The organism is Methanococcoides orientis (genome assembly GCF_021184045.1).
Taxonomy (GTDB): domain Archaea; phylum Halobacteriota; class Methanosarcinia; order Methanosarcinales; family Methanosarcinaceae; genus Methanococcoides; species Methanococcoides orientis.
Genome location: NZ_CP073710.1, coordinates 428,583 through 441,016, shown reverse-complemented (window position 1 = coordinate 441,016; position 12,434 = coordinate 428,583). Strand labels below are relative to the sequence as shown.

At 42.3% G+C, this 12,434-nt stretch carries 13 protein-coding genes and 1 tRNA gene; 4 read left to right on the top strand and 10 right to left on the bottom strand.

What is annotated here, in order from left to right:
* Nucleotides 1-27 precede the first annotated feature (27 nt).
* The 3 genes from J7W08_RS02380 to ftsZ form a co-directional block, all read right to left on the bottom strand.
* Nucleotides 28-489 carry a hypothetical protein gene (locus J7W08_RS02380; protein WP_310742507.1) on the bottom strand — a complete coding sequence of 154 codons (462 nt, stop codon included), beginning with the start codon at nucleotides 487-489 and terminating at the stop codon, nucleotides 28-30.
* Nucleotides 490-501: 12 nt separating this feature from the next.
* Nucleotides 502-1,968: a dihydropteroate synthase-like protein gene (locus J7W08_RS02375; RefSeq protein ID WP_233085058.1), complete on the bottom strand. Its 1,467-nt coding sequence runs from the start codon at nucleotides 1,966-1,968 to the stop codon at nucleotides 502-504.
* Nucleotides 1,969-2,082: 114 nt separating this feature from the next.
* Entirely contained in the window at nucleotides 2,083-3,273 is a 1,191-nt protein-coding gene (ftsZ, locus tag J7W08_RS02370; protein WP_233085057.1) for a cell division protein FtsZ, read from the bottom strand.
* Nucleotides 3,274-3,974: 701 nt separating this feature from the next.
* Between ftsZ and J7W08_RS02365 the strand changes: the two genes are divergently transcribed.
* Nucleotides 3,975-4,673, top strand: a complete 699-nt coding sequence (locus tag J7W08_RS02365) for an AIM24 family protein (protein WP_048194074.1) — start codon at nucleotides 3,975-3,977, stop codon at nucleotides 4,671-4,673.
* A gap of 58 nt (nucleotides 4,674-4,731) precedes the next feature.
* On the opposite strand, the gene J7W08_RS02360 is transcribed toward J7W08_RS02365, so the two are convergent.
* From J7W08_RS02360 to J7W08_RS02345, 4 genes are all read right to left on the bottom strand, one after another.
* Nucleotides 4,732-5,445 (bottom strand): UPF0280 family protein, encoded by a 714-nt coding sequence (locus J7W08_RS02360; RefSeq protein ID WP_233085056.1) that lies wholly within the window; start codon nucleotides 5,443-5,445, stop codon nucleotides 4,732-4,734.
* 9 nt (nucleotides 5,446-5,454) lie between these two features.
* Nucleotides 5,455-5,841: a 4Fe-4S binding protein gene (locus tag J7W08_RS02355; protein WP_233085055.1), complete on the bottom strand. Its 387-nt coding sequence runs from the start codon at nucleotides 5,839-5,841 to the stop codon at nucleotides 5,455-5,457.
* Between the two features lie 2 nt (nucleotides 5,842-5,843).
* Nucleotides 5,844-7,346, bottom strand: a complete 1,503-nt coding sequence (locus J7W08_RS02350) for a homocysteine biosynthesis protein (protein ID WP_233085054.1) — start codon at nucleotides 7,344-7,346, stop codon at nucleotides 5,844-5,846.
* 293 nt (nucleotides 7,347-7,639) lie between these two features.
* On the bottom strand, nucleotides 7,640-9,316 hold the full coding sequence (locus J7W08_RS02345) for an ATP-binding protein (RefSeq protein WP_233085053.1): 1,677 nt from the start codon (nucleotides 9,314-9,316) through the stop codon (nucleotides 7,640-7,642).
* Between the two features lie 383 nt (nucleotides 9,317-9,699).
* Between J7W08_RS02345 and J7W08_RS02340 the strand changes: the two genes are divergently transcribed.
* Nucleotides 9,700-10,422, top strand: a complete 723-nt coding sequence (locus J7W08_RS02340; RefSeq protein WP_233085052.1) for a peptidylprolyl isomerase — start codon at nucleotides 9,700-9,702, stop codon at nucleotides 10,420-10,422.
* A 90-nt stretch (nucleotides 10,423-10,512) separates the two neighbouring features.
* Nucleotides 10,513-10,598: transfer RNA gene (locus J7W08_RS02335), tRNA-Ser, on the top strand.
* Between the two features lie 145 nt (nucleotides 10,599-10,743).
* Here J7W08_RS02335 and J7W08_RS02330 read toward each other — a convergent pair.
* On the bottom strand, nucleotides 10,744-11,421 hold the full coding sequence (locus tag J7W08_RS02330) for an ABC transporter permease family protein (protein WP_233085051.1): 678 nt from the start codon (nucleotides 11,419-11,421) through the stop codon (nucleotides 10,744-10,746).
* 103 nt (nucleotides 11,422-11,524) lie between these two features.
* Between J7W08_RS02330 and J7W08_RS02325 the strand changes: the two genes are divergently transcribed.
* On the top strand, nucleotides 11,525-11,677 hold the full coding sequence (locus tag J7W08_RS02325; RefSeq protein ID WP_233085050.1) for a hypothetical protein: 153 nt from the start codon (nucleotides 11,525-11,527) through the stop codon (nucleotides 11,675-11,677).
* Nucleotides 11,678-11,811: 134 nt separating this feature from the next.
* On the opposite strand, the gene J7W08_RS02320 is transcribed toward J7W08_RS02325, so the two are convergent.
* Together J7W08_RS02320 and J7W08_RS02315 are read right to left on the bottom strand one after the other, a co-directional pair.
* Nucleotides 11,812-12,222, bottom strand: a complete 411-nt coding sequence (locus J7W08_RS02320) for a hypothetical protein (RefSeq protein WP_233085049.1) — start codon at nucleotides 12,220-12,222, stop codon at nucleotides 11,812-11,814.
* Between the two features lie 20 nt (nucleotides 12,223-12,242).
* A complete protein-coding gene (locus J7W08_RS02315) occupies nucleotides 12,243-12,407 on the bottom strand; it encodes a hypothetical protein (RefSeq protein WP_233085048.1) in 165 nt (54 codons plus the stop codon).
* Between the last annotated feature and the right edge of the window lie 27 nt (nucleotides 12,408-12,434).

The following is a 12,434-nucleotide window of genomic DNA, read 5'->3' as shown; positions in this document are numbered from 1 at the left end:
TAAAAAAGCAATAGGAAGACAGTATCTTTAATAACCGCCGCCTACCTGTAAAAGTTCAAAATCCAATTCATCCGGAACATTTGCCTTGAAAACAAAGACATTACACTTAAGGTTCCTCGCCTCTGTAATAGCGCGTTTCTGGGTGTCCGTGATCTGACCATCAGAAGTAGCGATGCAGAACATCTTCCGGTCATTGTTGCTAACAAGGAAATCAAAGTCTTCTGAATAAGCTTTCAGGAAATCCACAAACGTTTTGAGTTCATCCCATTTGCTACATAAGTGAATATTCTTTGATGCAGAGTTCTCCACATACCAGTCCTTGCTCATATAAGGATATGCATTATACTGGTCTTCAAGCTCTTCAAAGCTCTTGTAGATCCGATCCACATCACGCCTGAGACTGATCCATTTCCAGCCCTGGTCTGCAAAGTACCTTGCTGCCAGTATTTCAACAATTGCTTCTTTATCGTTAATTTCCAGTTTCATCATAACACCTAAAGATCAAAGATCATCATCCTGTGAATAACTCCTTCCAAGACGAAGAGCTATTTCAGCTTTTTCAAGTTCACATCCCAGATAAGATGCATGGTCCACCTTTGATATGAGCTTCATCTTCATAATAGTGTCCATTATATCTCTTGCATTTTGTCCCACGATCGTTGCTTTTTCATGTTGTGCGACGATAACGCCACCACTATCATCTGCAGCTATACCAATCCTGAAAGGACCTAACGGGTCAAGTTCCCATCCGGCAAACTTCTGCGCCATGACATATTTTTCCGGAACTTCAACATCCGGACGCCTTCGTTTTTCTTTAAGGCATAGGAGATCGAGACCCAGGTCCTTTGGAGAACTTTCCCTTTCCTTTGCAAGAGCCATCATCTTTGCTGCTGTGTTCAGTTCACTGATAGAACCACGTGTTTTCTCACTGAACTCAGGCGTAAACAAAATGCATGAACCCACATCCGCAGCAATTCCACAAAGGGTTGCATTGACTCCTACAGAATCAGCATCAATGAGCTCAGTTACATTCCCAACCCCAAAAAATACAGGAACATCAGGATACTCTTCATGGAATCGGGAATACCTTACGATCGATCTTGAGATACCATGCCCTATTGGATCAAGCACAGGATCAGCGATAATATTACTAATTCCTGCTGATCTGGCAGCATCAATGTTTTTTATAAGGCTCTCAAAACCTGCCCCAGCATCTGGAATTATGACTGCTGCAACCCCTGCGAGAGCAACTTCTTCTGCCACTTCATCAATATTACTGGAATTCAGACTCAGCACAAGATCAATACCCTCATTCAGTGCAGCCTTGATCAGCTCCGACTCCAGCGTGTCAATGCTTATAGGGACAGTGGACACTTTGCGAGCCACACCCACAGCCCTTTTTACATCCTCCGGAGATGCGGTAAGTGATGCACCAAGATCTATGATATCAGCGCCTTTTTTGATGAACGAACTTATCCTTTTTGAAAGTACATCCCCATCAAGACCGGTTGCATCCACAATCTCGGCCATCACTTTCATTCGAGAACCGCCACCAAGCTTAACAGTTTTAAGGTCCATAAGTGGTTCAGCTTTTTCCTCGACCTCATCAAGAGTCTCCAGGGCAATATCCCTCCATACATCAGAGAGAAGTTCACATGCAGGAACCTCCAGTGAGAACTCCATCTCGTCGACAAAGCGGAGCACACTACTAAGATCGTAAGCATGTTTGGGACCCAGGAATACCTTACATCCCAATTCTTTTGCAACAAGTGAAAAATCTCCGGTACAAAGACCCGGTACAAAGATCACATCATACTTCTTCTGCTGATTTTTCAAGGCAGAGAGCAGCCTGTGAGGAGTGAGAAATGCGGCTACTTCAACATCCAGAACAAGAACATCGGCGTTATCAACTACAGAGTAACGTACAGTTTTCTCTGCAAGCTTACCGGTTGTGACCAGAATATCCATGACCTAAGATTAGCTGCATTGTAAAAAAGAATATCTATTGGAAGAAAAGCAGATCAATAAAAAAGTGGTGGAATAGGACCGGCGGTATTTCACACCGACCCATAAAAAATGAACTTACTGGATTATGTCGATAATTGAACCACCATGTGATGCCTGTGCACCTATTGGTTCAACTACGGTACGACGTCCCCGTTCGACCCGAGAAAAAGAGGAGGACCTCGATGCGTTTGTGTTTGTATTAGTATTTGTGTTCTCAACAATACCTGATTGGAACTGAGGACCAAGTACCTGTGCAGACTGCACACCGGTCATGATAGCCATGACACGTACCTTTCCTTCGTAATCGTCCCTGATACGTGCTCCCCAGATGACATTTGCATTTGGCGAAAGCTCATAGGTAAGGGATGCTGCGATCTCTTCTGCTTCCTTCAGGCTAAGATCAGGACCACCTGTGATGTGTACAAGGCTGCCTGTTGCACCTCTGTAATCAACATCAAGGAGTGGGTGATTGAGTGCTGTGCGAACAACGTCGTTGCTCTTGTCCTGGTTCTTGCTGTCTCCGACAAGCATGACAGCAACGCCACCGCAACCCATGATAGCACGGATATCTGCGTAGTCAAGGTTAATGAGAGACGGCTGAGTGATAGTCTCTGTGATTCCTTTTACGGTCTCAGCGATAAGCTGGTCCATAACTGAGAATGCCTGTTCGATAGGCAGGTTTGGAACGTAATCAAGAAGCCTGTTGTTGTCAAGAACGATAACTGTGTCAGCTGCCCTGCGGAATTCCTCAAGACCTTCCTCTGCTTTTACGGTACGTGCACGCTCTACTCTGAACGGACTGGAGACCATACCTACTACGATAGCTCCCTGTTCCTTTGCGATCTCTGCAACAACAGGTGCTACACCAGTACCGGTTCCTCCACCCATACCAGCTGTTACGAAAACAAGGTCACTTTCCCTGAAGATCTCTTCAAGGGTACCGCGTGCAAGCTCTGCAGCTTTTGCGCCAACTTCAGGATAACCGCCAGCACCAAGACCTCTTGTGAGTGTCTTACCGACAAGTATCTTCTTGTCAGCACGGATATGATCCAAATGCTGTTTATCGGTGTTAATAGCAATAGTTTCTGCACCTTCAATACCGATGTTGTACAAACGGTTGATGGTGTTGTTTCCAGCACCGCCACAACCAACTATGGTGATCCGGGGCATTCCGAAACCATCGAACTGGTCGTCTGCTGATACTGATTGCCTGTACTCTTTTTCTTTCTCTGTGTGTCTTAATGCTTCTTGTACTATAGACTGCACGTTCATCCCCTCTCTTGGATATTGCATTCTGCTGCAATTTGCGCGTATTAAACACGCTGACTGTAGTTAGATCAATGTTATGCCCCTTGCAATTACGACAGGAGGCTTATACTCTCTCTTGTCCGCAAGCATCCCTGCGGCCGCTCGTGTTGTAAGCGAACGGTTATATTTCGGCAAAAATGAAGTAGTCTATAGTAATCACTGACCGAGTCACTACTACCGGGAATCCCGATAACATCCTTCACATCACCCTCTCTTGCTGTCAGAAATAAATCTGACATATGAAACAGACCTGAATGACATACACCTGAATGTTTGTCGACCTGTTCCAATATGACTGTCGTCTAAAAATACTATTTATAGATATTGATATATAAGGTTATCGACAATTGTCGCAAAGCACTTGGACATCACTGCAATCGATTTTATATTCGATTTGATATTCAATACGACTTATAATTCTAATATTGTCGAACTTTTGTAAACTTTTGTGATTTTTTGATATTTAAAAGAAAGAATAGGAAAGACATACCAATTGTAAATAATTCAAAATAATATATTATACTGAACTTTATTATATAACCTGATCAATAATCATTTGTAACGTTCCAGAAAAGTACTTGCTACCAAAAAGAAATCTTGAATAGATAGGAAAAGCAAACCTGGATAAAAGAAGATCTCAGATAATAAGGAATGATAATATGGGAAGATATTCAGTCGATGAATTCATTGAAATGACCGGACAAAAAGACCTTGGAGAAGGTTTGTTCGAGCTTGAAAGGGACAGGATGCTTGAACTTAACCTCAACGGCCGGGTATGGACAAAACGAGGTTCAATGGTAGCATATCTTGGCGACGTTAAGTTCACAAGAGAAGGGGTACTCGAACACGGTGTTGGAAAAATGCTTAAAAAGGCAGTCACCGGAGAAGGTGTCAGCCTTACAAAAGCAGAAGGACAGGGTAAAGTTTACCTTGCAGATGAAGGCAAAAAGATATCCATACTTAAACTTGATAACGACTCTATTTTTGTCAATGGTAATGACCTTCTTGCTTTTGAAGATGGGATAAACTGGGACATCAAGATCATGAAAAAGGTCACCGGAATGCTTGCAGGAGGACTTTTCAATGTCAAACTTGAAGGGACAGGAATGGTAGCGATCACCACACACTATGACCCACTGACACTTAAAGTAACAAAGAACAGGCCGGTCTTTACAGATCCAAATGCAACAGTTGCATGGTCAGGCAACCTGAAACCGGACCTTAAGACCGATATCTCCCTCAAGACACTTGTCGGACGTACAAGCGGAGAAAGTGTACAGATGGCTTTCAAAGGAGAAGGATTTGTCGTAATACAACCTTACGAGGAAATTCCATTCCAGGCAGCACCACCTTCTTAAAGATAAAGAGGAGAAAATAAGCGAAGGTGCAGCAATGCGCCTTCAACCTTATACTTAATTAGCCTTTGGTAATACACTCATATCGCACATCAGCACGACTTATTTTTGGCACATTGCCCCACATTCCCATATATTCTCCCTGAACTACCAGAGCACCACCTATACCGGGAATGCCTTTTACAACATCGAATGCTTGCTCAACAGCACCTCTGCCAGTATCAGTTGCATTTGAAAGAGCTGTAGCTGCAGAGTCCGCCAGAGAAACATCATCCGAAAATATGACAGCAGCATCTGCCTGTCCAAAACTTATGGATGGACCCACAGTACCAGAAGAGGTGCAGATCCCGCGAATTTTCGACGAAGGTTCAATTACAAGTCCAATATCCTTAATTGAAGAAGTTCCTGCATATATGCCAATGATAACCTGCCGCTCATTAACGATCGCAATATCCCCACCATTATCAACGATAGCGTAAGAGGCTCCTGCATCCACCATTGCTTCAACGGCAAGCGCTGATATTGTACCGGCGACGGCGCTCATGGGACCAATGCCCATAGTGTTGCCTGCCTTTACAAGTCTCCTGACGACTTCCGGTGCATCCTCACTACATTCATAGGGCTCCAGAGTTATCTTAAAAAAAGGATCCCGGAGGATATACCCTTCCAGTTCTGCCCTATGCAGAGCGATCGCACGCTTTGCTGCATCAATATGAGACTGATCGTCACCAACGATGGTGACAATGGTCTCCTTGAGCTGAAAATGCTCTTTCATGATCCCGGATCACTGGCCAAGGGCCAGGGCGTTATGCGGACACATTTTAAGGCAGGTACCACACTGGATACATTTATCAGAATCAGCCTCAATGCTCCAATCATCTGCGAATGAGAATACCTTCACAGGACAGACAGAGATACAGGCACCACATTCCACGCACTCTTCCTCGTCCCGGTGTATCGGAGTGTTAAGGACCACGACCTCAGCACCCCTGCTAACAAGGGCATCACGGATCTTCACAAGCTGATCGGAGGGTATCTCAGCCACAACTTCGCCATGGATCGGATCGAAGTGTGCCTGGGATATGTTCAGTAGTGAACCTGTTTCGATAATAGCTTCTGCAAGGATAGGTGTTGTAACGATATCCGCAGCCATATTTATTTTGATCATCATTGTTAGTGCCTCCTTGCAAGCAATTTGCTGATATCATCACTTGTGACTATGCCCACAACATGCTTATTAGAATCAATCACCGGAAGTGCCGAAACATTATTGCTATCCAGTTTGAAAGCGGAAATATCGACAGCTTCGTCAGGACTTGTTGTGACAACCTTTCGGGTCATTATATCCTTGACAAGATCATGTTCATCCTTTGCCACAGCCTTTGAGATGTCCCATGCAGTGACAATCCCCACAAGGTGATTTCCACTATCGACCACAGGCAGATGGTTGAATTGTTTTTCCATGATGATCTTAGCAGCATCATGGAAACCTGCATCCTCATGGATAGTTGTAACATCTGAGGACATAATGTCAACCACAAGTAGATCCACATTGCTTTGTTTCATTGCATTGCAGGGTGTGGTCGTAGGAAGACGTTCCACAGGCATGCTAACGAAGAATTCACCGGCCTTGATCCAATCCTTTAATTCATTGGCTATCTGGCGTGATTTCTTGAAACTTGACATTGGAGATGTAGGAACTTCTTTTCCATTAATATCTATAGAGCCTGAACGAAGTTCACCATATGTAACGGTCCTGAGTACCGGACGGTCCCTGCTGGGAATTCCATAGTCAAGCAGATTAGTGACAATATCATCATCCGTTATCGCAGTGGCCTTTGCGAGGTCTTCATTGAGGATCGGGATCGGGATGCCCATTCCAACATAAAGTGACGTACCATAGCCTTCGAATGTTGCAGCGCGGATGTATTCAGAACTCATATTTTTAAGGTCACCTTTTAGCATCAGTGTGCCAAAACCTGCTGCAGGGGAATGCTGCGTACCTTCGCCCACAATATAACCCTGAGTACCTCCCAGGAAAATACGCGTACCAGTACCAATGGTCTCATAGTTCGGATCATTGTGCATAGGTGAAAGTACTCCTGCACCGGAGTATGTAACATTTCCATGATGAGGCAGCAGTGAACCCATATAAGTGTGCAGAGTATGATTTGTGCTGTTGGTCGCAGCATTGTACTTCTGATAAGAATTACGTGGATTTAGCATGATAGCCTGATTCAGGTCATATATGTTGATGGTCGTATCAATAACCTTTCTTGGATAGCAGTCCGTTCCAGGAGAAGTACCGTGCAGGTCAATGGAATTACCACGGATCAGGTCCTCAATTACATGCGCACCGCCATATTCAATGCCCTTTGACTGGGACTGCTGTGTTGCACCGATGTAAGCATCCACAGCAGCAACACCGGAATATGCTTCCACATCATTGAGCCATAGCTTGCCGATCCTGATAGGAGGTTCAGAATGACCAAAGTTCAGCCATACACCAGATGAACACATGGCTCCGAAGGTACCTGTAGTAACAACATCTACCTCTTTAGCAGCACCTTCTGCCCCTAATTCGCCTACAATATCCACCATTTCCTCAGCAGTTACAACGTTAACGCTGCCATCACGTATCCTGCCATTGATCTCATGAATTGATTTTTTGACCATATAGATTACCTCTGCATTATATTGAGTAATAATCAATAGTGCATATATTACTTCCGGTAATTTAAAATTCGGATAAATTGACTTCAAGTTCAAAAAAGAAAAAGAAAAAGAAAAAGGAAAAGAAAATGAAATGAAATGAGAAAGAGAATGGAAATCAAAATAAAAATGGAAATAGAAATCAAAAAAGAAATGTACAACTGGTAAGCTGGAAAGATTAATTCAAAATTAAACTTTAAAAATTAAATTATAATAGTTAAACCCTGAAAATTAAAAGAGAAAAGAAAAGAAGGAGATCATTTTGGCAACGTTATATGTACAGTAGTACCAAAACCTTCCAGACTCTTCAACCAGATCTTACCATTGTGAACATTAACTATCCTCTTAGATACATGCAAGCCCAAACCTGTGCCGCCATAGATCCTTGTAAGAGATCCATCCACCTGATAAAAACTTTCAAAGACCTTATCCACCTTATCCCTGGGAATTCCAATACCATTGTCCTTCACGCGGATATGGATCTGATCTGCTTCATCCTGAACGGAAATTATCACTTCCCCCTCAGACATAAACTTGACTGCATTGTCAAGAATATTGTTCAATGCAGTTGTCAGGCGTTCTTCATCACCACAGATGTTTGGAATACCATCAGGAACGTCTTCTTTGAACACAATATTATTTGCACCCACCTGGCCACGTGCAACTTCAATAGAATTGGCGATAAATCTCCTGACTGAAACAGTCGTGAAATTGTATTTGTATTTGCCTTCCTTTTCCATGCTCATGTAAAGCAAGGAATCGATAAGACTTCTGAGTTTCTCAGCGTTTCTTACAACAGCATCGTTGGCTCTTTTCTGTTCGATACTAAGTGGACCGAATTTCCCCTCACCCAGAAGTTCACTGAAACCTTTGATCGATATCATAGGCGTCTTTAGTTCATGGCTGAGGTTTGCAAAGAACTCATTCTTCATTTTGTCAACGGATCTGAGATCCTCATAATCGCCCTGGGTCTTCTCGAACAACTGGGCATTCTCGATAGCAATACCAATATGTTTTCCTACATGTTCAAGAACTTTTATGTTCTTCTCATTAATTGACTCATTGTCTGAGATCTGCAGAAGAACAAAACCAACTACTTTATCCCTTGAATAAAGATAGAATGTAAGGTTGCTTCTTGTTACAAAGCGAGAATCCTTCCGGACAACCTCTTCAGAGATAATAGCATGCTTTGGAAGGTCACCGACATTCTTGAACATGTCCTCTTCTCTGGAATAAGAAATGTTGGATGCAAGATCATCTTCAGGTCCAATATGTGCCCTGAGATTAGCCTCCCGTTTATCGTGATCGATAATATACACGCCACCTGCATCTATATCCAGAAGATCACCGATCTCCATCAGTATCTCCGAAAGCAGGTCATCGATATCCAGTGACTCAGATGCAAGTGTGACTGCAGAATAAAGTACAGAGATATCACGTTCATTGTCCGCGATCTCCAGTTCAGCAAGTTTGCGACTTGTTATGTCAAAGATGATACCATAAAAATGACTGATGCTTTGATCAGCATTCCTTTCGATCAAAGTGCCTTCATATACCCACCGGACATCATTAGACTCTGTCAAAAGCCTGTATTCACAGTTGAACTGTTCTTTTCCATTAGAAGCAGCTTCATCGATCAGTTTCTGGACATTGTCCCGATCATCAGGATGTAATATATTATGGTAAAGCAAAGTTCCAGATACAAAGTCTTCCTCCGCATATCCGAACTTTTCAACATTCTCGGTCACAAATTCTACAGGACGACCTTCTTGTGCAGACCAGAAAAAAATGACAGCAGGACTCCTGTTAATGATAGACTCCAGGCGAACCCTTGTCTCAGCTGAATCTTTTATTTCTTTAAGTGATCGCTTTAATATCGACTCCAGATCGACCTTTCCCCGAATATCCATAGATACATTTTGTTCTTCATTCATACGACCTCATCCCATTGGCCAGATTGTAGACTGTATATAATCAATTGTGATAAACATATATAAGTATGTATATGTTACGATTTGTATAACAACAGATATATACCAGTTTAATAACGATTGTTATCCGCGTGAATAATTATTATAATTATTATAATTGGGAGTCGCTATAAAGCATATAGTTGAAAAAAAGAGATCAAAAACTAACCTGTATTTCCCAAATAAGTCCCCAGAGTCAAAACTGGAAGTCAATTATTGAACAGTACTATTAGGAAGTTATCCCAAAAACTTATTAAAGGCAGAAGAGTATAGCCAGAAGAAATTCTTTAGATCAATCAAACACTTAGATTTAGCTAAAACTTACAAATTTAATCGAGTTGATAATAATGGCAATAGAAAAAGGAGACGTTATTAAACTGTCATACACCGGAAAGTTCAACGGAGACCAGATCTTTGATACAACCAATGAAGATCTTGCAAAAGAGAACGAGATCTACAACCCACGCGGCATGTACGGTGGCGACATAGTTATCGTGGGCGCAGGACACACCATTGCAGGTCTTGATGCTGATCTTGAAGGCAAGGAAGTTGGATACAGCGGAAACGTTATTATCCCACCAGAAGGCGGATTTGGCGACCACGACCCAAAACTTGTTGAGAACATGTCCCTTACAAAGTTCAAAGACCAGAAAGCATACCCTGGCATGAACATCGAGATCGACAACAAGAGAGGTACCGTCACAAAGGTCATCGGACGCAGGGTACGTGTTGACTTCAACCACCCACTTGCAGGCAAGGAAGTTACCTACGAGTACACCATCGATGAGAAGATCGAAGACGTTACTGAGAAGATAAAAGGCATTCTTGCACTTTACACCGGAGTCCCAGACCTTGAAGTAGAGGTAAATGATAACAAAGCAGCTATTGAGGTACCTGCAATGCTTACATTCAACCAGCGCTGGCTCATGGCAAAGGGAAGAGTTGCAAACGAACTTGTAGAGTACGTAGGCCTTGACAAAGTAAGCTACATTGAATCCTACCCAGTTGAGACCCCAGCACCTGCTGTAGAGGCAGAGGCTGAGGAAGAGATCACAGAAAGTGAAGAGTAAACCTCTTCACATTCTTTTCAGGAAGGCTGATCTAAGCCTTTTGGAGCAAAAGTATTATACCTGAAAACACTATTTAGGAACCATTCAATTGCTGAGGTAGCCAAGTGGACTACGGCGCCGGTCTTGAAAACCGGTAGTGCTAACGCGCTGCAGGAGTTCGAATCTCCTCCTCAGCGTCCACATTCTTTTTTTGTTATCATTTTTAGCTCAAATTCAATTGGTTTATTGGATCGAGGCTATACTTTTTGGTCGCTTGAGCCATAATACTACTTCAATTTGAGGAAGAGCATATCAAAAGATCCAATATGGTGTGATCCATTCTCATTCTATTTTCAATCTATTCCCCACATACCCGAGAAGAACTTCTTCAACAAAAACTCCAGCAGATCCAACCAACAATAGTGCTGCATACAACGCTACCATATTGTGCAAATGATAATTTTGGAAGAGCATTACTCCAATTCCCCGATCCGTTGCTCCAAAGGTCATCTCGCTCATGATCTGAAAAAGCAAACACAATAAATACCCCATTTTGATCGCAAGCATTTTGTGACCACTGCCAGAAATTAATGCAACCAGTAAAATGGGAACCAAGATCGATTGCAAGATGATCAAAAGTTTTGAAAGACCAAAAAATAAGATCAAAATGGGTGCTTTTATCACGATCGCAGCTCCAATTGTGAAAATCAGGAACCAGAATACTGGAGCAAGAGTCCATTTTAACTTATTCGAGTTATCTATGATAGTCCCTAATGACAAACCTACCAGCGAGATCATCAATAGTTCCAAAAAGGAAAAAGCAAGTGTTACCCCTAGATGATAGATCAAAGGTAGTGAGATGGCCTTTACAACAACAGAGAATGGTGGAAATTCATATATTGTAAGAACCGTTCTTGCCAATATTTCCCAGAATAAAAACAATAGACCAAATGGAATAATGTGGAAGAACAACTGTGAAGATATGCTTTTAAACTTTTTAGATTTAATTATAGTTCTCATTCCTACACTTCCTGAAATCATCTATTTTATAGAATGTTGCCTGGCAACATAGCCCTTTAGAAATCCGATTTTTTAACCACATTAGAGCGTTAAAGCCGGAAATATGGCGGAAAACCAGAAGATCCACAGTATAATCGTTATGACCCCTGCAAGTACTATCTTGACAATATTCCTTGTGAACATGGCAAATACACACCCACAAACAACACCAGGAGATAACAGAAAAAGTGAAGGAACTAACATTCGTGGCAGGTAATGGAACAAACCGGGAATTATATTTGTTTCAATGGAGAGCAAATGATACACCCCAAGCGTTCCGAGAACAACAAAGCCACCAATTAGATTTTCATTTATATCCTTACTTTTGATCTGCATACTACACCAACCTTATCAAGCAATCGTAGCACCATCAAAAACGATGCATACCCCTCCGGAAGGAATCACAAATTCCAGATTTTCTGAACTTCCTACGTTGGTAGAATATTCAACACTGCCATTTTGAGTTATGATAAAACCATTATCCAGTGTGAGCCTGTAAGTGTACATACCCAATTCAGGAACTGATTTTCTGATCCCTATCCGGGTATCTGCTTCTATCACATACACCTCATCATAAAGCCGCACATCCTGCGGATCAATTATCTCCACTCGCACTTCATGGTCTTCAATATCTTCATTCTCAATGCTTAGCACTGCATCATCGATCTGTATTTTGGGGACAGCAATCATAAAAGCAAGAAGGATGAGTCCAACGATCGCTATCATCACAATTGCAACAATTACCGGATTTCTTCTTTGCATAATTCCACCTAAGCTCCATCTCACTCAAACAATAAGATGCCTATGAACGTTCCAATGGCCATGCTGATCGCCATGACCAATGTGTACTTCCACTTTATTTCGTGGAACATGAAATAGTTGACAGGGAGACAAAAAAGGAACATGATAATTCCCATGAACAATGGATATAGATATGAAAAAGTCATTATATCCTCCGGTAAACACTGCTTAAA